The sequence below is a fragment of the Variovorax xiamenensis genome (genome assembly GCF_050916385.1).
Classification (GTDB): Bacteria; Pseudomonadota; Gammaproteobacteria; order Burkholderiales; family Burkholderiaceae_C; genus Variovorax.
This window is the reverse complement of record NZ_CP139038.1, coordinates 1,964,835-1,985,913: the sequence shown is the minus strand read 5'-3', so window position 1 is coordinate 1,985,913 and position 21,079 is coordinate 1,964,835. Positions and strand designations below refer to the sequence as shown.

At 67.5% G+C, this 21,079-nt stretch carries 21 protein-coding genes; 5 read left to right on the top strand and 16 right to left on the bottom strand.

Annotated features, from left to right (window positions below; translation table 11 throughout):
* Positions 1 to 14: 14 nt before the first annotated feature.
* The 10 genes from rpoE to SFB74_RS08640 all read right to left on the bottom strand — a co-directional run bounded on the left by rpoE (position 15) and on the right by SFB74_RS08640 (position 7,703).
* A complete protein-coding gene (gene rpoE, locus SFB74_RS08685) occupies positions 15 to 686 on the bottom strand; it encodes an RNA polymerase sigma factor RpoE (protein ID WP_432730389.1) in 672 nt (223 codons plus the stop codon).
* Positions 687 to 696: 10 nt separating this feature from the next.
* Positions 697 to 1,179 (bottom strand): hypothetical protein, encoded by a 483-nt coding sequence (locus SFB74_RS08680; protein ID WP_432730388.1) that lies wholly within the window; start codon positions 1,177 to 1,179, stop codon positions 697 to 699.
* A 13-nt stretch (positions 1,180 to 1,192) separates the two neighbouring features.
* The gene (gene fabF / locus SFB74_RS08675) at positions 1,193 to 2,437 is read right to left on the bottom strand and encodes a beta-ketoacyl-ACP synthase II (RefSeq protein ID WP_432730387.1); all 1,245 of its coding nucleotides are present in this window, start codon (positions 2,435 to 2,437) and stop codon (positions 1,193 to 1,195) included.
* Between the two features lie 99 nt (positions 2,438 to 2,536).
* Entirely contained in the window at positions 2,537 to 2,776 is a 240-nt protein-coding gene (gene acpP / locus SFB74_RS08670) for an acyl carrier protein (RefSeq protein ID WP_007830471.1), read from the bottom strand.
* A 99-nt stretch (positions 2,777 to 2,875) separates the two neighbouring features.
* Positions 2,876 to 3,619: a 3-oxoacyl-ACP reductase FabG gene (gene fabG / locus SFB74_RS08665; protein ID WP_019654121.1), complete on the bottom strand. Its 744-nt coding sequence runs from the start codon at positions 3,617 to 3,619 to the stop codon at positions 2,876 to 2,878.
* A gap of 27 nt (positions 3,620 to 3,646) precedes the next feature.
* Positions 3,647 to 4,600 (bottom strand): ACP S-malonyltransferase, encoded by a 954-nt coding sequence (fabD, locus tag SFB74_RS08660; protein ID WP_432730386.1) that lies wholly within the window; start codon positions 4,598 to 4,600, stop codon positions 3,647 to 3,649.
* A 62-nt stretch (positions 4,601 to 4,662) separates the two neighbouring features.
* Positions 4,663 to 5,640 carry a beta-ketoacyl-ACP synthase III gene (locus SFB74_RS08655; RefSeq protein ID WP_432730385.1) on the bottom strand — a complete coding sequence of 326 codons (978 nt, stop codon included), beginning with the start codon at positions 5,638 to 5,640 and terminating at the stop codon, positions 4,663 to 4,665.
* Positions 5,640 to 6,737, bottom strand: coding sequence for a phosphate acyltransferase PlsX (plsX, locus tag SFB74_RS08650; protein WP_432730384.1), 1,098 nt, complete (start codon positions 6,735 to 6,737; stop codon positions 5,640 to 5,642). The genes SFB74_RS08655 and plsX overlap by 1 nt, the downstream gene beginning before the upstream one ends.
* A 61-nt stretch (positions 6,738 to 6,798) precedes the next feature.
* Positions 6,799 to 6,981 (bottom strand): 50S ribosomal protein L32, encoded by a 183-nt coding sequence (rpmF, locus tag SFB74_RS08645; protein ID WP_007830466.1) that lies wholly within the window; start codon positions 6,979 to 6,981, stop codon positions 6,799 to 6,801.
* A 164-nt stretch (positions 6,982 to 7,145) separates the two neighbouring features.
* Positions 7,146 to 7,703 (bottom strand): YceD family protein, encoded by a 558-nt coding sequence (locus SFB74_RS08640; protein ID WP_432731901.1) that lies wholly within the window; start codon positions 7,701 to 7,703, stop codon positions 7,146 to 7,148.
* A gap of 82 nt (positions 7,704 to 7,785) precedes the next feature.
* On the opposite strand from SFB74_RS08640, the gene SFB74_RS08635 reads away from it, so the two are divergent.
* From SFB74_RS08635 to SFB74_RS08625, 3 genes are read left to right on the top strand one after another with little or no spacing between them, the layout of a single operon-like run.
* Positions 7,786 to 8,367 (top strand): Maf family protein, encoded by a 582-nt coding sequence (locus SFB74_RS08635; protein ID WP_432730383.1) that lies wholly within the window; start codon positions 7,786 to 7,788, stop codon positions 8,365 to 8,367.
* A complete protein-coding gene (locus SFB74_RS08630) occupies positions 8,364 to 9,137 on the top strand; it encodes an SAM-dependent methyltransferase (RefSeq protein WP_432730382.1) in 774 nt (257 codons plus the stop codon). Before SFB74_RS08635 ends, SFB74_RS08630 begins: the two co-directional genes overlap by 4 nt.
* A gap of 2 nt (positions 9,138 to 9,139) precedes the next feature.
* A complete protein-coding gene (locus SFB74_RS08625; protein ID WP_432730381.1) occupies positions 9,140 to 10,291 on the top strand; it encodes an MFS transporter in 1,152 nt (383 codons plus the stop codon).
* Positions 10,292 to 10,307: 16 nt separating this feature from the next.
* Here SFB74_RS08625 and SFB74_RS08620 read toward each other — a convergent pair whose 3' ends face one another.
* Genes SFB74_RS08620 through SFB74_RS08605 form a run of 4 tightly spaced genes read right to left on the bottom strand, consistent with a single transcriptional unit; the run spans position 10,308 to position 13,478 of the window.
* Positions 10,308 to 11,324, bottom strand: coding sequence for a S49 family peptidase (locus tag SFB74_RS08620; protein ID WP_432730380.1), 1,017 nt, complete (start codon positions 11,322 to 11,324; stop codon positions 10,308 to 10,310).
* 1 nt (position 11,325) lies between these two features.
* Complete coding sequence (locus SFB74_RS08615; protein ID WP_176664443.1) at positions 11,326 to 11,697, bottom strand: Rieske (2Fe-2S) protein; 372 nt, start codon at positions 11,695 to 11,697, stop codon at positions 11,326 to 11,328.
* A gap of 19 nt (positions 11,698 to 11,716) precedes the next feature.
* Positions 11,717 to 12,388, bottom strand: a complete 672-nt coding sequence (locus SFB74_RS08610) for an HAD family hydrolase (protein ID WP_432730379.1) — start codon at positions 12,386 to 12,388, stop codon at positions 11,717 to 11,719.
* Positions 12,381 to 13,478: an RluA family pseudouridine synthase gene (locus SFB74_RS08605; protein ID WP_432730378.1), complete on the bottom strand. Its 1,098-nt coding sequence runs from the start codon at positions 13,476 to 13,478 to the stop codon at positions 12,381 to 12,383. Before SFB74_RS08605 ends, SFB74_RS08610 begins: the two co-directional genes overlap by 8 nt.
* A 553-nt stretch (positions 13,479 to 14,031) precedes the next feature.
* Here SFB74_RS08605 and SFB74_RS08600 point away from each other — a divergent pair.
* A complete protein-coding gene (locus SFB74_RS08600) occupies positions 14,032 to 17,193 on the top strand; it encodes an Rne/Rng family ribonuclease (protein ID WP_432730377.1) in 3,162 nt (1,053 codons plus the stop codon).
* A gap of 47 nt (positions 17,194 to 17,240) precedes the next feature.
* Here the strand turns inward: SFB74_RS08600 and SFB74_RS08595 are convergent, their stop codons facing one another.
* Positions 17,241 to 18,116, bottom strand: coding sequence for a LysR family transcriptional regulator (locus tag SFB74_RS08595; RefSeq protein ID WP_432730376.1), 876 nt, complete (start codon positions 18,114 to 18,116; stop codon positions 17,241 to 17,243).
* Positions 18,117 to 18,236: 120 nt separating this feature from the next.
* Here SFB74_RS08595 and SFB74_RS08590 point away from each other — a divergent pair, with 120 nt between their 5' ends.
* The gene (locus SFB74_RS08590; protein ID WP_432730375.1) at positions 18,237 to 19,784 is read left to right on the top strand and encodes an MFS transporter; all 1,548 of its coding nucleotides are present in this window, start codon (positions 18,237 to 18,239) and stop codon (positions 19,782 to 19,784) included.
* A 7-nt stretch (positions 19,785 to 19,791) separates the two neighbouring features.
* Here SFB74_RS08590 and SFB74_RS08585 read toward each other — a convergent pair whose 3' ends face one another.
* Entirely contained in the window at positions 19,792 to 21,075 is a 1,284-nt protein-coding gene (locus SFB74_RS08585) for a heme biosynthesis protein HemY (RefSeq protein ID WP_432730374.1), read from the bottom strand.
* Positions 21,076 to 21,079 lie beyond the last annotated feature (4 nt).

Below are 21,079 nucleotides of genomic sequence, written 5' to 3'. Positions count from 1 at the left end.
CATTCACCTGCTTACTACCAACGCTTGCCGGACTGGTTGTCCAGCAAAGGCTTGACCCTGGCCGAAATGGCCTCGCGCGCCCGGAAAATCCGCGAACGCACCGTGCCGATAGGGCAATTCATGACCTCGGCAATCTCTTCGTAACTCATGCCCTCGATCTCGCGCAGCGTGACCGCCTGGCGCAACTCAGCAGGGAGCGCTTCCATGGCCGCCTCGACGGCGCCGGCGATTTCGTTCGCCGCCATGACCGATTCGGGGGTTTCGTCGCTGGTTGGTTCGTTTCCAGGACGGTAAGTTTCATCCTCATCCTCGGAAGACGGCCTCAGGGCCGCTTCGGAGATGGTCGGGTCGCGCTTCATGTCCACCAGCGCCTTCTTGGCGGTGTTGACGGCGATCCGGTAGAGCCAGGTATAGAACTGCGCCTCGCCGCGGAACTGATGCAGCGCGCGGTAGGCGCGAATGAAGGTTTCCTGCGCGATGTCCTCGATCAGGTCGACATCGCGCACCATCCGCCCGATCAGGCGCTCGATGCGGCGCTGGTACTTGATGACCAGCAGTTCGAAGGCCTTCTGGTCCCCCGCGACGGTGCGCTGGACCAGCTGGAAGTCGACCTCGCCCGGACGCGCCGCCACGGCGGGCGCGTCGGTCAGGCCGGAATCCGGCGGCACGGGCGGGGAAGTGGTCATCGAAGAAGGTTCAGGGCGCGTCGGCCGGAGCTGTCGCGCGCCAGGGGTCGGCTGCGCGGGCGGCAGCCGGGGGGCGCGAATATACCGCGCGCCGCAGGTCTCGCCAGCGCTCGGGCATGGCCCTCTGCTCGATCCAGATCCAGCGCCCGGCGCGGCCCGGTTCGCTGAGCCGCAGCAGCATCAGCGACTGGAAATCGAGCGCCACGGACGCCCTCGCGGCGTGCACGCCGCGGGAGGCATGGCCGCCCGTCAGCGACCAGTAGAGGCCATCGAAATGCAGGACGCCGGCGCCCTCCTGCCGCAGGCCGAAGCCCGCAGCGACACCCGCGAACAGGACACTGAGAACCAGCAGGAGATGACGCCATCCGACGCTATCGAAGAGATAGCAGGCCGCGCCCGCGCACAGAGCCCCCAAGGCCCAGAGAACGAGAAGAATCCGGGTTGCGCCACGCGAGCGCCCCACCGGATAGGTCACCGACGGCGCGCTGTGCATGACAGAGCGACGCTCAAGCGCGCTTGAACACCAGCGTGCCGTTGGTGCCGCCGAAGCCGAAGTTGTTCTTGACCGCGACGTCGATCTTCAGATCGCGCGCCTCGTTGGCGCAGTAGTCGAGATCGCACTCCGGATCCTGGTTGAAGATGTTGATGGTCGGCGGGCTCGTCTGCTCGTGCAGCGCCATCACGGTGAACACCGACTCGATGCCGCCCGCGCCGCCCAGCAGGTGGCCGGTCATGGACTTGGTCGAGTTGACGACGAGCTTCTTCGCGTGATCGCCGAAGGCCAGCTTGACCGCATTGGTCTCGTTGACGTCGCCGATCTGCGTGGAAGTGCCGTGCGCGTTCAGGTATTGCACCTGGTCGGCGTTGACGCCTGCGTTCGACAGTGCCATGGCCATCGAACGGCGCGGGCCGTCCACGTCGGGTGCAGTCATGTGATACGCATCGCCCGTCAGGCCGAAGCCCGCGACTTCTGCATAGATCTTGGCGCCGCGCGCCTTGGCATGTTCGTACTCCTCGAGCACCAGAACGCCTGCGCCCTCGCCCAGCACGAAGCCGTCGCGATCTTTGTCCCACGGACGCGAGGCCGTGGCGGGATCGTCGTTGCGGGTGCTCAGCGCGCGAGGCGCGGTGAAGCCGCCGATGCCGAGCGGGGAAATGGTGGATTCCGCACCGCCCGCGATCATCACGTCGGCATCGCCGTACTCGATCATGCGTGCCGACGTGCCGATGGCATGCAGGCCGGTGGTGCAGGCGGTCACGACAGCGATGTTCGGGCCCTTGAAGCCGTACTTGATCGAGACGTGGCCGGAGATCATGTTGATGATCGACGCCGGCACGAAGAACGGCGACACGCGGCGCGGGCCGCGGTTCATCAGTTCACCGTGCGTTTCCTCGATCATCGGCAGGCCGCCGATGCCGGAGCCGATGTTGCATCCGATGCGCACGGCTTCTTCATAGGAAAGCGCTTCGCCGGTCGGCAGTCCGCTGTCCTGCACCGCCTGGATGGCGGCGGCGAGCCCCAGATGAATGAAGCGGTCCATGTGACGCGCTTCCTTCTCCGAGATGTATTGGGTGATGTCGAAACCCTTGACCTCACCTGCGAACTTGCAGGCGAAGGCGCTTGCATCGAACGCGGTGATGTTCGCAATGCCCGACTTCCCGGCCAACAGGTTGGCCCAGGATTCGGTTACGGAGTTTCCGACAGGAGCGATGCAACCGAGTCCGGTAACGACGACGCGGCGTTTGGTCATGCCGGCAAACCTTTCTGGAAGCGCTGGACAGTTGCCTGTCGGCGCGTGCGGTTCAAGAAAAAGCCGCCGGCCGCAGTCGCAATCTTGTCAGCTGGCCTATCAGGCCTTTTGATTCTTGGTGGCGTAGTCGACGGCGTTTTGCACCGTGGTGATCTTCTCGGCATCTTCGTCGGGAATTTCGATGCCGAATTCGTCTTCAAGTGCCATCACGAGTTCGACCGTGTCGAGAGAGTCGGCGCCGAGGTCGGCCACGAAAGCCTTTTCGTTCGTCACCTGGGACTCTTCCACGCCGAGCTGCTCGGCGATGATTTTCTTGACACGTGCTTCGATATCGCTCATTTGGTTCCCTCTGAGGGTTGTAGGTAATCGGTGGATTTTAGCCGGGCGCATTGTGGCATTTGCCGTGCCCCCGGTGCGGAGAAAACTTGCGCCTTGCGGCTACATGTGCATGCCGCCGTTGACGTGCAGCTCCTGCCCCGTGACGTAGGACGCCTGGGGCGATGCGAGGTACGCCACCGCGTGCGCGATGTCGGCCGGCTTGCCCAGGTGACCCAGCGGGATCTGCTGGAGCAGCGCCTGTTGCTGGGCTTCGGGGAGGCTGGCCGTCATGTCGGTCTCGATGAAACCGGGCGCGACGCAGTTGACGGTGATGTTGCGGCTGCCCAGTTCGCGGGCCAGCGCGCGGGTCATGCCCGCGACACCGGCCTTGGCTGCCGCGTAGTTGGCCTGGCCGGCATTGCCGGAAGCGCCCACCACGCTGGTGATGCTGATGATTCGGCCATAGCGCTGCTTCATCATCGGGCGGATCACCGCCCGCGAAAGGGAGAAGACGGCCTTGAGATTTGTGTCGAGCACCGCGTCCCAGTCGCTGTCCTTCATGCGCATGGCGAGCGTGTCGCGCGTGATGCCGGCGTTGTTCACCAGCACGTGGATGGCGCCGTAGGCCTTCACGATCTCGTCGATCAGGGCTTCGACGGCGGCGCCGTCATTGACGTCGAGCGCGCGGCCGCGGCCGTCGTACGCGCTCAGGGCCGCGGTGATCTTGGCCGCGCCGTCATCGGTGGTGCCGGTGCCCACGACCTTGAGGCCGCGCTGGGCCAGCTCCAGCGCGATCGCCGCGCCGATGCCGCGCGTCGCGCCGGTGACCAGGGCAACCTGCCCTTCGAATTTGGGAATGCTCATAGAAAAAGTATGGGGGCCTTGCGCCGGTCAGCCGGCGAGCGATTGTCGGGTGTCCGCGAGCGTTGCCGGGTCGTACACCGACGCGGCTTCCAGATCGGGGGCGATGCGCTTCACCATGCCGGCCAGCACCTTGCCGGGGCCGCACTCGATGATGGCGGCTACACCGCGCAGTTTCAAGGCCTGCACGCTCTCGACCCAGCGCACGGGGCCTGCGGCCTGGCGCACCAGGGCGTCACGGATGCGGTCGGCGTCGGTTTCGACGGCGACGTCGATGTTGTTCAGCACCGGAATCTGCGGCGCAGCCAGCACGATCGAAGCCAGCTTTTCGCGCAGCGCTTCCGCCGCGGGCTTCATCAGGCTCGAATGGAATGGCGCCGAAACCGGCAGCAGCAGCGCGCGCTTGGCGCCGTTGGCCTTCAGCAGTTCGCAGGCCTTGTCCACGGCAGCCTTGCTGCCGGCGATCACCGTCTGCATGGGGTCGTTGAAGTTCACCGCCTCGACGACTTCCGCGCTGCCGGCGCCGAAACTGGCCGTGGCTTCCGCACAGCCCGTCACCACCTTGCCCGACTCCATGCCGAGCACCGCAGCCATTGCGCCGACTCCGACAGGCACCGCCTGCTGCATCGCCTGCGCGCGGAATCGCACGAGCGGCGCGGCCTGCGCGAGCGTGAGCACGCCCGAAGCCACCAGCGCCGAGTACTCGCCGAGCGAATGACCCGCCACGACGGAGGGCGTTGCGCCACCTTCCGCCAGCCAGGCGCGCCATGCCGCCACACCAGCCACCAGCATCACCGGCTGGGTGTTCGTGGTGAGCGCCAGCTCTTCCTTCGGGCCGTTCTTGATCAGGGCGCCGACATCTTCGCCGAGCGCATCGGACGCCTCGCGCAGCGTTTCGGCCACGGCCGGATGGTCGCCCCAGGCGTCGAGCATGCCGACCGCCTGCGAGCCCTGCCCCGGAAAGACAAATGCAAAGGATTTCATTGTTTTATGCGTCGTCTCGCATCGCAGGCACCCTCTGGGGGCACCGCAACGCACTAGCTAACTTACAGATTCAGCAGCACCGCGCCCCAGGTGAAGCCGCCGCCCACGCCTTCGAGCATGAGCGTTTCGCCTTTCTTCACCTTGCCAGAGCGCACGGCCTCGTCGAGCGCCAGCGGAATTGAGGCGGCGGAAGTGTTGCCGTGCTCGTTGACCGTGACGATCAGCTTCTCGCGCGGAAGCTTCAGCTTCTTTGCGGTGCCTTCCATGATGCGGATGTTGGCCTGGTGCGGAATGAGCCAGTCGATGTCCGTATCGACCTTGCCGGCCTTGGCCAGCGTGGCGCGCGCCGCCTCCTCGAGCACGCGGACCGCGAGCTTGAAGACGGCCTGACCGTCCATGTGCAGCAGCGGCGTGCCCAGCACGTTGCCGCCCGACACATGACCCGGTACGCAAAGAATGCCGACGTGCTTCCCGTCCGCATGCAGGTCACTGGCCAGGATGCCGGGCTCTTCGCTGGCCTCGAGCACCACCGCACCCGCGCCGTCGCCGAACAGCACGCAGGTGGTGCGGTCATTGAAGTCGAGGATGCGGGAGAACACTTCGGCACCCACCACCAGCGCGCAGCGCGCGGTACCGGTGCGGATCATCGCGTCGGCGACGGTGAGTGCATAGACGAAGCCGCTGCAGACCGCCTGCACGTCGAATGCCGGGCAGCCGGCAATGCCAAGCTTGTTCTGGAGGATGGCGGCCGACGACGGAAACACCATGTCGGGCGTGGAAGTCGCGACGATGATCAGGTCGACGTCGCTGGCCTTGCGGCCGGCGGCTTCCAGGGCATGTCTGGCAGCCTCTAGCCCGAGGTCGCTGCTGGTGACATCCGGCGCGGCGAAATGCCGGGCGTGAATGCCGGTGCGCTCGACGATCCACTGGTCCGAGGTTTCAATGCCTCGCGTTGCCAGATCCTTGGCGAGATCGTCGTTGGTCACGCGGCGTGGGGGCAGGTAACTGCCGGTGCCGGTAATGCGTGAGTAAGGAGTCATCAAACGTGAAGGGCCGTCGCGTCGACCGGCGCCGCCGGCTCCTGCCGCGCAAGCAAAGGCGCGGCGTGGGCGATGCGGGCCCGCACGCGATCGAGCAGGTTGTTGCGAGCGGCATCATAAGCGCGATCCAGGGCGTGGCCGAAAGCCACTTCGTCGGCCGAGCCATGGCTCTTGAAAACCAGCCCGCGCAGGCCCAGCAAGGCCGCGCCGTTGTACCGACGATGATCCAGCCGACTTTTGAACGCTTTTAGAACCGGGTAGGCAACAATTGCCGCCAGTTTGGTGAAAACGCTTCGCGAGAATTCGACGCGAATGAACTCGCCGATCATCGAAGCCACACCTTCGCTGGCCTTCAACGCCACATTTCCGACGAAACCGTCACAGACGACGATGTCGGTCGTGCCCTTGAAGATATCGTTGCCCTCCACGTTGCCGTAGAAGTTCAGATCCTTGGAATTGGCAGCCGTACGCAGCAGTTGGCTCGCCTTTTTGATCGTTTCGCTGCCCTTGATGGCTTCTTCGCCAATATTGAGCAGGCCGACCGAAGGCGCCTCGTTGCCGGTCAATGCCGACACCAGCGCCGAGCCGAGCACGGCGAACTGAAGCAGGTCTTCGGCGTCGCAGTCGACGTTCGCGCCCAGATCGAGCACGGTCGTAGCGCCACCCTTGGCATTCGGAAGCTGCGGCGCGATCGCCGGGCGATCGATGCCTTCGAGCGTCTTGAGCAGGTAGCGAGCGATCGCCATCAAGGCGCCGGTGTTACCGGCGGAGACTGCCGCCTGGGCGGCACCGTCCTTGACCTGCTGGATCGCAACGCGCATCGAAGAATCCTTCTTCTTGCGCAGGGCGATTTCGACCGGATCGTCCATGCCCACGACTTCGCTTGCAGCGACGATGCGGGCACGCGGGTGAGCGGCAAACCCGGCCAGCGCGGCCGGCGCGCCGACGAGCAGCAACGAAGCGTCGCTGCGCCGCTCGAGAAACGCGCGGCAGGCCGCGAGCGTGACGCGCGGCCCATGGTCACCTCCCATGCAATCCACGGCGAGCGTGATTGCGGAAGGCGCAGCGGTGTTTTCGGGGGAAGAAGGCGTAGCCATCAAAACAAAGGCCCGACGCTACAGCAAAAGTAGCTTCGGGCCTTGGCCTTGGGATGCGAGATCAGGCTTCGGACTTGTTCTTGAGCACCTGGCGGCCACGGTAGAAACCGTTGGGGCTGATGTGGTGGCGCAGGTGGGTTTCGCCGGTGGTCGGCTCCACGGCGATGCCGGGAACGACCAGGGCGTTGTGGGAACGGTGCATGCCGCGCTTGGAAGGCGACTTCTTGTTTTGCTGGACGGCCATGATGGCTCCTGGACTGTTAGGTTGGTGATTGGATGCGGGCTCAAGCGGTGGCAATACAAAAAACTTGGCGGCATGTATGGAATGCCCCTGTTGTCGTTTCGTGTATCGCTGCTCACGGCGGCGCGCGCGAAGCCCATGATTATAGCCCAGCCTGAGGCAAAGGGCTACTTTCCCTCTTCCGGCTTGCGCGAACGCAACGCGCCGAGCACTGCGAAGGGGTTCGGCTTGGCCTCTTCGGCCGCCTTGAAGTCCTCGTCGCTGGACGAAAGCTGAACGGGCGTCGGGCAGACGTCATGGGCCGGCATGACGGGAATTTCCATCAGAAGCTCGTCCTCGATCAGGGCGTGCAGGTCGAAATCCCGGCTCACGACGAGCAGGTCTTCGTCGGATTCCTCGTCTTCCGTCTCGGCAACTTCCTCGTTGGCCACGAAGCGGAACCAGCGATCCACCGTGAGCGAGGTGTCTACAGGCGACAGGCAGCGCTGGCAGACCAGCGGCACGACGGCCTCCGCCTCCAGGTGCATCCAGGGCACCGGCTTGCCGTCAGCGCCAGGGCGTTCCTCGCCGTGGGCCGTCCAGTTCACAACCACGTCGGGCGCGGGAACTGCCAGTTCGGCAACCAGGCGTTCGTATTTCGGGACCGGATCGGCGGCTTCCAGGGTAGCGGCTGCCGCGGCGAAGCCGGGCACGTTGAGCCGTTCGGGGGCGAATTCTCTCTTCATCCACGCCAGTCTAGCGCGCCGGCCGCCCCGTCGGCATGGGGCAAGCCTGAGGGTTTTAGGCACCTCACGCACAATCGTCGCCATGCAACGCACCGTGATCCTTGCCTCAACCTCGCGCTATCGCCGCGAACTGCTCACCCGCCTGCGCCTGCCATTCGACGTGCACTCGCCGGAAGTAGACGAAACACCCCTGCCCGGCGAAACGCCGCATGACCTCGCCGTCCGCCTGGCACTCGAGAAGGCGAACGCCGTAGCCACCCGCTTCCCGGAAGCCGTGGTCATCGGCTCCGACCAGGTGGCCGACCTCGCCGGCGAAGCGCTCGGCAAGCCCGGCGACCACACCCGGGCCACCGCCCAGTTGCGCCGCATGCGCGGCCAGACGCTGATCTTCCAGACGGCCGTGGCCGTCGTCTGCAAGGCGACGAACTTCGTCCAGCGCGACATCGCGCCCGTGCGCGTGGTTTTCCGCGACCTCAGCGACGCCGCCATCGAGCACTACCTGCAGGCCGAACAGCCCTACGACTGCGCTGGCAGCGCCAAGAGCGAGGGCCTGGGCATCGCGCTGCTGAATTCCATCGACAGCGACGACCCATCCGCGCTGGTCGGCCTGCCGCTGATAAGAACCTGCCGGATGCTCCGCGCCGCGGGAGTCGACCTCCTATGACGCAGAAGGAAAAAGGCAAGCTCTATCTTGTTCCCGCGCCGCTCGATTTCGGTTGCGAGGTACAGGCCCCGCTGCAGGACGCGCTTCCGCTGGGCACGCTGCAGACCGCCGCCGGCATCACGCACTGGATCTGCGAGAACGCGAAGTCCGCGCGCGCCTACCTGAAGCGCATCGATGCCGTCGCGCCGCTCGCGGCGCCCCTCCAGGCCCAGAACATCCAGGAGCTGCCGCGCGAAGTGCACAAGAAAGGCGACCACGCCGGCCAGTTCGACGCCCGCCCTCTGCTCGCCGCCGCGCTCGAGGGCCACGACGTCGGTCTGCTGAGCGAGGCCGGCATGCCGGCCGTGGCCGATCCGGGCTCGTCGGTGGCGCGAGCCGCGCACGACCTCGGCCTTGCCGTGGTGCCGCTGACCGGCCCCGTCTCGCTGCTGCTCGCGCTGGCCGCGAGCGGGCTCAACGGCCAGAACTTCGCCTTCGTCGGCTACCTGCCGCAGGACGCCGGCGAGCGCCAGGCCCGCATTCGCGAGCTCGAGGCGCTGGCGCTCAAGTCGGGCCAGACGCAGCTTTTCATCGAGACGCCCTATCGCAACGCCGCCTTGCTGCAGGCGCTCGTGCAGACGCTGCAGCACAACACCCGCCTCGCCGTGGCGCGCGGCCTGACGCTCGCCACCGCGCATGTGCGCAGCGAGACGGTCAAGTCCTGGCGCGCCGCGAAGCCCCAGGCCACCACCGACGAACGCCTGCCCGCCGTGTTCGCGATCGGCCGCTGATCATGGTGGCCATCACTGCAGCCACGCGCTGGGCTTCGCGCGCGCAATTCTTCGCAGCCGGCTTCATCTTCGCGACCTGGGGCGTGCACGTGCCCACGGTCAAGGCGCACTATGGCATCGACGAGGCCCAGCTCGGCCTGGCGATGCTCGCGGCCGGTGCCGGCGCCATGTTCGGCCTGACCAGCGCGGGCCGCTGGATCGGCCGCCACGGCCCGCGCCGCATGGCCGGCATCTGCGGCGTCGTCTATGCGCTGCTGCTGGCCGGCCTGATCGCCATGCCGGGCTATGCCGCGCTGCTGGTCTTGCTGGCCGCCTTCGGCCTCGTGACCAGCGTGTTCGACGTGTCCATCAACACCGAGGCGGCCCAGCTCGAGCTGCACGGCGACACGCCGCTGATGAGCGGCATGCACGGCATGTTCAGCCTGGGCGGCATGGCCGGCGCGGCGAGCGGCAGCGCGGCGCTGGCGGCAGGGCTCGCCCCCCAGGCGCACCTTCTGGTGGTCGCGGCCGCGATGACGGCGCTCGTCGCCCTGGCCGCCACGCGCATGCTGCCCCGGCCCGCCACCAGCGGCGCCACGGAGGCCGATCACGGCTTCCTGCTGCCCCGCGGCGCGCTCGCGGTGCTGGGCGTGCTCGCCGCGCTGGGCCTGATCGCCGAAGGCGCGATCTACGACTGGAGCGTGCTCTACATGCAGCAGGAAATCGGCAGCCCGCAGCAGCAGGCCGCACTGGCCTATGCGAGCTTCTCGGCAGCGATGGCTGCGGCGCGCTTCGGCGGCGACGCCCTGCGCGCCCGCTTCTCGCCGCGCGCGCTTCTGCTCGGCAGCGGCCTGCTTGCCGCCGGCGCCATGACGCTGGTGCTCGTCACCGACCTGCCCTGGCTGGCGCTGGTCGGCTTCGCGGGCGTGGGGGTGGGCTTCGCGAACGTGGTGCCGATCCTGTTCTCGGCCTCGGCGAGGGTGCCCGGCATCGAGCCCGCACGCGGCATCGCGTCGGTCTCGGCCGTGGCCTATCTGGGATTCATGGCAGGCCCGGCGGTGATCGGGCTGCTGGCGCGCGCTACCTCGCTGACGGCGGCGCTCTACGTGGTGGTGGTCTTCGCCGCGGCGCTGGCGGCATCGGCGCGTTACACGGCCGGCGGCGAAGCCAGGTAGTCAAGAAAGAAAAGGATCAGCGCAGCGCCGGCGTTGTGTGCATAAGGCGCACGGTGGTCTCTGCCATCGCCGCGCCGAACTTCTTGGCCAGCTTCTCGGCCACGTTGTCGCGCCGGGTGTAGTCGATCACCTCTTCGGCCTTGATGACTTCGCGCGCCACGTAGTCGACGTTGCCGAGCTGGTCGGCCAGGCCGTATTCGACAGCCTGCTCGCCGCTCCAGAAGAGGCCGCTGAACAGGCCCGGAGTGTCGAGCTTGAGCCGGTCGCCGCGCCCCGCCTTCACCACATTGATGAACTGCGTGTGGATCTGGTTGAGCATGGTCTGCGCATGCGCGCGCTGCGCGTCGCTCATCGGGCTGAACGGATCGAGGAAGCCCTTGTTCTCGCCGGCCGTCAGCAGGCGGCGCTCGACGCCCACCTTTTCCATCACGCCGGTGAAGCCGAAGCCGTCCATCAGTACGCCGATGCTGCCGACGATGCTGGCCTTGTCGACGTAGATCTTGTCCGCCGCGGCGGCGATGTAGTACGCCGCCGATGCGCAGGTTTCCTCGACCACGGCATAGACCGGCTTCTTGTACTTGGCCTTCAGGCGCTTGATCTCGTCGTTGATGATGCCGGCCTGCACCGGGCTGCCGCCGGGCGAGTTGATCAGCAGGACCACGCCCTTGGCGCCCTCGTCCTCGAAGGCCGTCTTCATGGCCGCGACCACGAATTCGGCGCTGGCGTCGCCGCCGTTGGCGATTTCGCCCTTGATCTCGACGACCGCCGTGTGGGCCGAGGTCTTGGCCGTGCTCGGCGTGCTGCGCGAGAACGCGGCCCAGGCCAGAAAAACGAAGAAGGCCAGCCAGGCCAGGCGCGTGAAGGTCTTCCAGCGGCGCGCGGCCTTCTGTTCGTTCAGCGATGCGAAGGCGAGCTTCTCGAGGGTTGCGCGCTCCCAGCCGGGGCGCTGCGTGGGATCTTTGGCCATGTTCGTGGAAGGAGCCGGCTCAAATGGCTCGAACCCCGCGGGTTCGGTTCGGTTCGGGTCGGTCATGTCAGAAAGTCAGGGGGTGAAGGTTCCAGTCAGTATGCCAGTGCACCACGCCGTCATGCTCGCTCAGCGCGATCTTCACGAGGCCGCCGCGGCACGGGCCGCCCGCGCATTCACCGGTGTCGGGCCTGTAGACCGCGCCGTGCGTCGCGCACAGCAGCCACTGGCCGGTGTCGTCGAAGAAACGGTCGGGCTGGAAGTCGAGCTCCATCGCGACGTGGCTGCAACGGTTCAGGAACGCATGCGGCTGGCCCTCGAAGCGTATGGCGAAGGCGCGGCAGGTCTCGCCGCCATAGACCACGTCGAAAGGCACCGCCAGGCCGCCTTCGGCCAGGTCGGAGGCATTGCACAGCGGAATGCGTTCTTGATCGCTCATGGCGGCATCTTCGTTCGGGTCAGGCGTTTTCGAGGAGCCAGGCTTCGAGCCCGGCCACCGAATGGGCGACGTGCAGCGGCTTGAATTCGTCGAAGCTCGCGGGCTCGTGCGCACCGTAGCTCACGCCCACGCTGGCGCAGCCGGCGTTCTGCGCGAGCTGCAGGTCGTGCGTGGTGTCGCCGATCATCAGGGTGCGCTCGGGCGGCACGTCGAGTTCTTCCATCAGCTCCAGCAGCATGCGCGGATGCGGCTTGCCGAAGGTCTCGTCGGCCGTGCGCGAGGCGTCGAAGCGGTCGCGCAGCGCGACGGACTTCAGCGCCTCGTTGAGGCCGCGGCGCGACTTGCCCGTGGCCACGGCGAGCTTGTGGCCCCGCGCGCGCAGCGCGTCGAGCATCTGCAGCACGCCATCGAACAGCACGAGGTCGTCCTGGTGCTGCAGGTAGTGATAGCGGTAACGCGCGCCGAGCTCGGGGTATTTTTCCTTCGGCACGTCGGGCGCCGCGCGCGCGAGCGCCTCGGCCAGGCCGAGGCCGATCACCCAGGCGGCGTCGTTCTCGCTCGGCTTGGCACCGCCGACGTCGATCACCGCGGCCTGGATGCAGCGCACGATGAGGCGGGTGGAGTCGTAGAGCGTGCCGTCCCAGTCGAATGCGATCAGGTCGAAGCGTGGAGGTCTGTTGGAGTCAGTCATGAGCCGTGGGAGTGGGATGTTGGGCCATCGCCTCGAGGGCGGCTGGCGGCATCAGCGCGAGCAGTTCGGGCGGCAGGCCGGCCTGCAGCGCCACGCGTTGGCCGCTGGCCGGGTGATTGAACTGCAGCCGCCACGCGTGAAGGAACATGCGTCGCAGGCCCAGCTTGTGCAGCACGCGCTGGCGCCCGGATTCGCCGTACTTGTCGTCGCCCGCGATCGGATGACCGGCCGAGGCGAGGTGCACGCGGATCTGGTGCGTGCGGCCGGTCTTGATGGTCACCGCCAGCAGCGACATCGGCTCGGCCTCGCCAGGAAGCGAGAGCCGCGCGAGCACCCGCACCAGCGTGACGGCGCGCATCGCATCGGGATGGTCCTTGGCGACCACGCGCACGCGGCGCTCGCCCGCGCCGGCCGAACCGTCGGGCAGCAGGTATCTAGCCAGGGGCGCGTCGAGCACCTTCTTGTTGGCAGGCCAGGCGCCTTCGACCAGCGCCAGATAGGTCTTGCCGGTTTCGCGCTCGCGGAACTGATCCTGCAGCGCGACCAGCGCGCTGCGCTTCTTGGCCAGCAGCAGGATGCCGGAGGTTTCGCGGTCGAGCCGGTGCACCAGTTCCAGGAATTTCGCCGCGGGTCGCGCCGTGCGCAGCTGCTCGATGACGCCGAAGCTCACGCCGCTGCCGCCGTGGACGGCCACACCGGCCGGCTTGTCGACGGCCAGGACGGCCTCGTCCTCGAGAAGGACCGGAAATTCGCGGGCCGGCGCCGGCGGGGCCGCATCGTCTTCCGCGCGCTGCGAAATGCGGATCGGCGGCAGCCGCAGCACATCGCCGGCCTCGATACGGGTTTCGGCCTGCACCCGGCCCTTGTTGATGCGCACCTCGCCCGACCGGATGATCCGGTAGACGTGCGTCTTCGGAACGCCTTTCAGATGGCGAAAAAGGAAGTTGTCGAGCCGCTGCCCGGCGGATTCGGCATCGACCGTGAGGAATCTGATGGCCGAATGCGGCGCCCCGGCTTCGTCGGGGGCCTTGGAGCCTGCGGGATTTCGAGCAGCCGCGGGCCCTTGCTTCGCACCTATAATGTTTTTCACCAGCGCGGTCATGTAAGTGCTTGATTAGACAGAAGTTTAGTCCACTGCCATCAAATACCCAGGGCGGCGCTGTGAGGTCGATGCCGCTTTGGCGCCGAGCTGCAAACCCCGCGCAATCGCGCAAAGTGGCAGACCAGGCGCCCAAGTCAAGCCGACACCCACGAAACACCGATACGGAATACCCCAGCCTGCAGCTTCCAAGCTGCCGGCGGATCGAAGCGAGTCCCTTGTTGTGTTGATGCTGCTGATTCGAATGTGCCTGCACTGGCTTGCGCCGGTGGCTTCTGCCATTCAATCGTCCGCAGCGCGCGCCACCCTTGCGCAACCGGCTATCAAAAAGATAGCCAACCAACACCGAATCTGGCTCGCGCCCATCCACGCGCCCCCACCCCGGCTGTCTTCTTGAGCTAACGCTCGAGAAGCCTGCCCGCGCCCTGCGCGGCAGAGACAGCATCCGGGGCCCAAGCGGCAATTCCCTGGTTTCGCGGGCGTCGTCCGTGCATCGTTGGCTCGTCAAGGGCCGGTAGAACGATACATATAAGGACAACGCATCATGAAGCGGATGCTGATCAATGCCACGCAGGCCGAAGAACGCCGCCTGGCCATCGTCGACGGGCAGAAACTGCTCGACTACGAAATCGAAATCGAAGGGCGCGAACAGCGCAAGGGCAACATCTACAAGGCGGTCGTGACCCGCGTCGAGCCTTCGCTCGAAGCCTGTTTCGTCGACTACGGCGAAGACCGCCACGGCTTCCTGCCGTTCAAGGAAATCTCCAAGCAGTACTTCGCCGAGGGCGTGTCGGCCAGCCAGGCCCGCATCCAGGACGCAATCCGCGAAGGCCAGGAACTCACCGTCCAGGTCGAAAAGGAAGAACGCGGCAACAAGGGCGCGGCCCTCACCACCTTCATTTCGCTGGCCGGCCGCTATGTCGTGCTGATGCCGAACAACCCCCGTGGCGGCGGCGTCTCGCGCCGCATCGAGGGCGACGACCGCGCCGAACTCAAGGAGGCGATGGACCAGCTCGAGTACCCGAAGGGCATGAGCATCATCGCGCGCACCGCCGGCATCGGCCGCTCGGCGCCCGAACTCCAGTGGGACCTGAACTACCTGCTCAAGCTCTGGAGCGCCATCGACGGCGCGGCCAAGGGCGGCAAGGGCGCCTTCCTGATCTACCAGGAATCCTCGCTCGTCATCCGCGCCATCCGTGACTATTTCAATCACGACATCGGCGACATCCTGATCGACACCGACGACATCTACGACCAGGCGCAGCAGTTCATGGCGCACGTCATGCCCGAGCATGCCCCGCGCGTGAAGCGCTACCGCGACGACGCGGCGCTGTTCAGCCGCTTCCAGATCGAGCACCAGATCGAATCGGCCTACGCCCGCACCGTGCAGCTGCCCTCGGGCGGCGCCATCGTCATCGACCACACCGAGGCGCTGGTCTCGGTCGACGTGAACTCGGCCCGCGCCATCAAGGGCGGCGACATCGAAGAGACCGCCACCCGCACCAACCTCGAAGCCGCCGACGAAGTGGCCCGCCAGATGCGCCTGCGCGACCTGGGCGGCCTGATCGTCATCGACTTCATCGACATGGACGAGTCGAAGAACCGCCGCGAAGTCGAAAGCCGCCTGCGCGACGCGCTGCGGCAAGACCGCGCCCGCGTGCAGTTCGGCTCGATCAGCAAGTTCGGCCTGATGGAAATGAGCCGCCAGCGCCTGAAGCCGGCGCTCTCGGAAGGCTCGTCGATCCCCTGCCCCCGTTGCGGCGGCTCGGGCCACATCCGCGACACCGAATCGAGCGCGCTGCAGATCCTGCGCATCATTCAGGAAGAGTCCATGAAGGACAACACCGCCGCCGTGCACGTGCAGGTGCCGGTGGAAGTGGCTTCGTTCCTGCTGAACGAGAAGCGCACCGAGATCGCCAAGATCGAGCTCAAGCAGCGCGTGAGCGTGCTGATGGTGCCCAACAAGACGCTCGAAACGCCCAACTACAAGCTCGAGCGCCTGAAGCACGACGATCCGCGCCTGGACCACATCGAGGCCAGCTACAAGATGGCCGACGAGATCGAGGACCCGACCTCGGTCACGCGCCGCTCGCAGGAGCCCACCAACAAGCAGACGCCTGTCATCAAGGGCGTGCTGCCCGACGCGCCGGCTCCCGTGGTGCCGCCCAAGCCCGAAGCCGTGCGCGCACCCGCCGCACCGGCACCGGTCGCACCGCCCGTGGTGAGCGCGCCGGTTCCGGCGCAGACCGGCTTCTTCGCCTGGATCAAGAACCTGTTCGGCGGCACGCCGGCTCCCGTTGCAGCGCCCGCGCCTGCAGCGATCCCGGTCGAGGCACCGAAGCCCCGCCGCGACGGCCGCCCCGGCCGTGATGGCGAAGCACGCGGCGGTGCGCGCGACGGCGAACAGCGCCGTGGCGGCCGCAACGGTGAAGGCCGCGGTGAAGGCCGTGGCGAGAACGGCGGACGCCAGGGCGGTCGCGACGGCGAACAACGCCGCGGCGGCCGTGGCGGCGAGCGCCGTGAAGGTCGCGGCGAAGGCCGTGGCAACGAACAGCGCAACGAGCAACGCAACGAAGGCGCCGGCAACCAGCCGCGCGAACAACGCGAGCCGCGTGAAGCACGCGCACCGCGCGACGGCGAGCAGCGCCGCAACGGACGCGGCGAACGCCGCGAAGGTGAAGGCCGCGAAGGTCGCAACAGCGTGCTGCCGGCCGACGCGCTCGAAGGCTCCAACCTCGAAGCCCAGCAACTGGCCGGTGCCGTTGCAGGCGACGAAGGCAACACGGCTGAACGCGCACCGCGCGCCCGTGGCGAGCGTCGCGAACGCGGCGAGCGCAATGAGCGTGGCGAGCGTGGTGAACGCAATGGCGACCGCGAACGCAACGCCGTCGAGGCTGGCGAAGGCGAGCAGCGCCAGCCCCGCAACGGCCGCGACGAACAGCGCGCCCCCCGTGGCGAGCGCAATGACCGCAACGACGGCCGCCGCGAGCGCCGCGGCAGCGATGCGGCACAAGCCGAAGCGGATGCACGCGGCGCCGAAGCCGCGGCAGCCGACGTCGAGCAAGCCGGTGAAGCCGCCGGCAACGGCGAGCAGGCACCGCGCCGCGACGGCGAAGAGCGCCGCGGCCGTTCGCGCGACCGCTACGGCCGCGACCGCCGCGAACGCGGTCCGCGCGAAGAAGCCGAAGCCGGCGCTGCGGTGGCTGCCGAAGGCTTCTCGTCGCAGGAGCCCCAGCAGCAACTGCCGCTGGTGTCCGAGCGCGTCGAAGCCGTGGAAGCGGTTGCCGTCGCAACGGAAGTCCGCGAGGCACCGCAGCAGGTCCGCACCGAGCGCCCCGCGCCGGTCGTTGCTGCGGCAGCAGCCGAGCAGATCGTGATCGAGAGCGCCACCGCCCAGGCTCCTGCGGCAGCCGCCGCCAACGGCCGCGCGCTGCCCAAGGTCCAGCCTTTCGAGCTGCCGCTGGCCGAGCTCGCGCAGATCGCCGAGAGCTCCGGCCTGCAGTGGGTCAACTCGGACGCCGAGCGCATCGCCCAGGCGCGCGCCGCGATCGAGGCCGAGCCGAAGCCGGTGCACGTGCCGCGCGAGCGCCCGCCGGTGGTCGTGCTCGACGAAGGTCCGCTGGTGCTGGTCGAAACCCGCCGCGACCTCGGTTCGATGGCGCTGCCGTTCGAACAGCAGCAGCAACAAGGGCAGCGTCCGCTCTGAGCGACGCCCCCTCGCAAATGAAAAACGGCGCCTCTGGCGCCGTTTTTTTATGCCCGCTCAACCTTGTCGCGTGGCGGCAGCTCCGGCATCTCCAGGATCAACTCGCCGAACCTGCAGGCGCACTCGGTCCTGCCGTTCTCGCTCCAGATCAGCGAGAAATCCACGCTGGGCAATGACGGCAGGCCGTAGCGGCCGTCGACGATCTTCATGCCCGGTTCCACGTCCTCGCGCGTGAGCACCGTCACAGCCAGTCCCGCGAGCACCGCTGCGCGAATGCCGTGCTGGCTCGCCGAAGTGAAGACCACGTGCCAATCGCGCGGCGTGGCGTCCAACGCCCCGGCCGCCACCTCACGGTTGACGCAGGGCTTCGGAAAGAAGGCCAGCGGCAGCGATGCGCCCGGCTTCGGCTCGAAGCATTCGGCCGCCGCCCAAACCAGCTGCGTGCGACGCAGCCGCGTACCCTCCTCGCAGCCGGGCGGCGACATCACCACAGCAAGGTCGAGCTCGCCCGCGCGAATCATGGCGCGGAAGTCGAGGTGCATGCTCACGCTGACCTCCATGCGCGTGGCGGGAAACGAGCGCGCGAACTGCGAGAGCAGCGGAGGCAGCCGCTCGCCCATGAAGGTGTCGGGCGCGCCGAAGCGCACCACGCCCGCGATCGGCGAAGGCTGGAAGCGCCGGGTCATCGCGTCCAGCGTTTCGAGGATCTGCTGGGCGTAGCGCAGGAAGTCCTCGCCGTCCTCGGTCACGGTGAGGCGGCGCGTCGTGCGATGCAGAAGCGGCCGGCCCACCTGCTCTTCCAGCCGCCGGATCTGGTGGCTCACGGCCGACTGCGTCAGGTGCAGCCGCTGGGCGGCGCGGGTGAAGCCGCCGGTTTCCTTGACGGCCACGAAGGCGCGCAGCAGTGCGGGATCGAAGTCCATGGGCAACCAATAAATGATGACTGTTAATGAGTTTCAGGAAATTAAATCATTTCCTTCATGAAGAGGCTTTCCCCAGAATCGCCCGGACCTACCCGACCCAAGGACTTCCGAAAGATTTAGATGCCCCTCTCCCACACCGGCAAGAACCGCGTCGCACTGGCCGCGATCTGCCTCATCGCACTCATGTTCGGCCTGGAAATCTCCAGCGTGCCGGTCATTCTTCCCACTCTCGAAAAGGCACTGCACGGCGACTTCAGCGACATGCAGTGGATCATGAATGCCTACACCATCGCCTGCACCACGGTACTGATGGCCGCCGGCACGCTGGCCGACCGCTATGGCCGCAAGCGCATCCTCGTCGTCAGCGTGGTGCTGTTCGGCCTGACCTCGCTGGCCTGCGGGCTCGCGCAGAACGCGCCGGTGCTGATCGCCGCGCGCTTCCTGCAGGGCCTGAGCGGCGGCGCGATGCTGATCTGCCAGCTCGCGGTGCTCTCGCACCAGTTCCAGCAGGGCAAGGAGCGCAGCCGCGCATTCGCCACCTGGGGCGTGGTCTTCGGCATGGGCCTGGGCTTCGGGCCGATCATCGGCGGCGCGATCGTGGCGCTGTCGAGCTGGGAGTGGGTGTTCCTGGTCCATGTGCCGCTCGCGGCGGTGGCGCTGGCCCTGGTGCTCGGCAGCGTGGAGGAGTCGAGCGACCCCGACGCGCAACGGCTCGACCTTCCCGGCATCGTCACGCTGTCGCTCGCGGTGCTGGGCCTGACCTGCTTCATCACGCAGGGGCCGGGCCTCGGCTTTGCGAGCCCTCTGGCCATCGGCATCGCCGTTGCGTCGGCCGCGAGCTTCGTTCTCTTCCTGTGGGTGGAGAAGATCAACCCGCATCCGATGTTCGATTTCTCGGTTTTCAGAATCCGCGATTTCTCGGGCTCGATCATCGGCTCCATCGGCATGAACTTCAGCTTCTGGCCCTTCATGATCTACCTGCCGATCTACTTCCAGGGTGCGCTGGGCTACGACGCCGTCGTGGCCGGCTCCGCGCTGCTGGCCTACACGCTGCCCACGCTGGTGCTGCCGCCGCTGGCGGAGCGGCTCTCGCTGCGCTACCGCCCGGGCGTGGTGATTCCGGCGGGGCTCTTCGTCATCGGGCTCGGCTTCATGGCCATGCGCTACGGCAGCGGCATGGCCCACGCGAGCTGGATGACGATGCTGCCCGGCTGCCTGCTGGCCGGCATCGGACTGGGCCTGACCAACACGCCCGTCACCAACACCACCACCGGCTCGGTGCCGAGCGCACGCGCGGGCATGGCCTCGGGCATGGACATGAGCGCGCGGCTCATCACGCTGGCCATCAACATCGCGCTGATGGGCTTCGTGCTGCTCGAGGGCGTTCATGCGCATCTGCGCGGTGCGCTGTCCGCGTCGTTCGATGCGCCGCAGTTGCGCGAGCTGGCGGAGAAAGTCGCGGCGGGCAGCTTCGCGTCGCTGGGCGAGAGCTTTCCCGCGCTGCCGCAGCTCGATCCGTCCGGCGCAACGGTGCATGCCGCGCTGGCGCACGGCTTCGGGCTGGTAATGCTCTACGGAGGCGTCGGCGTATGGCTGCTGGCCGGCATCAGCTGGCTGGTCTTCGGCAGCGGCAGCAAGAAGCTGTCGGTGCGGCCCGCCTGCCCCTAGGCCGGCCTCAGGAGTTCTCGACCTGCGCCGCGCGTTTCCAGGCCTCGGCGGCCTGCTCGGCGTCGTCGCGGTCTTCCGCGAGCTGGGCCAGCGCGAGCCAGGCACGGCGATAGAGCTCCGTGTCCTGCAACCCCAGCCCGGCCTGCATCAGCAACTGCTGGGCCTTGCCCCAGAGCTGGCGCTTCATGCATGCCATGCCCGCGAGGTACTGCAGGTTCGCGTCGCGCGGATTGTTGCGCTGCGCGCTTTCGATGCGCGCGAGCCATTCGGCATCCACCGAGTCGAGCCCCGCCTCGAGCGCGCGCGCCAGCTTGACGCGCAGCGCGTCGCCCAGTCCGCGCGGATTGGCCACCATGCGCTCCCATGCCGGCAGCAGCCAGCCGCGCGCCAGTGCGAGATCGCCGCGCAGCGCGACCATGCGCTGCGCGGCGTGAATCGCCACTTCGGGCATCTCGCGTTCGTTGGCATCGAGTTCGGTCCACGCGCGCAGCAGTTGCGCCGGATCATGCGCGCCAGACAGCAGCTCGGTGGCGAGGCCGCGCACGATGCTCTGCGCGGCCGCTTCGGAAAAGGCGCGGTGCTTGGCCAGCAGGCGCGCGGTTTCGAGTGCCTCGAGCGTGCGGCGATCCTGGCGCGCCGCCTTGAGCCTCAGGCGCAACGCGAGCGTGCGGCGCTGCGCGCCTTGCGGCAGTTCTTCGAGCCGTGCGAGCGCGGCGGCCGCGTCGCGATCTTCGAGCGCCCAGCGCGCCGCGCGCAACTGCACGCCTTCGCGCGTCTCGGGGCTGGCGAGCACGGTGCGGTCCGCGCTTTCATTCAGGGCCTGCTGCAGATGCGCGTCGCGTGCAGCCTTGTCCTGCAGCGCCTGGGCGCTTTCGGCAGCGAGCAGATGCGAGAGCACGCGCACCTGCTGCGCCTGCGGCAGGCTGGCGCCGAGCGCGGCGAGCGTTTTTTCCTGCGTGAGCGCGGCCTGCGCCGCCTTGCGTGCGCGAGAGAACCGGCCGGAAATCAGCTGCACCATCGCATCGAGCAGCGCCGAGTGCAGCGTGCGCTCCTTCTGCTGCAGGCGCCACTGGCGCGCCTGCGTGGGCAGCGAGAACAGCGCGGCGAGTGCCCGCAGCGCCGCATGCAGCAGCACGAAGGCCACCAGCAGGATCACGAGCACGAGGTTCAGCGAAAGATCGACACGCCACGGCGGCCAGAACACGGTGATCGTGCCCTGGTTGTTGCCGGCGAAAAGAGCGACTGCCGCGGCGACGGCGAATAGAGCGAGGAGCCAGATTGCTGCGCGCATGTAC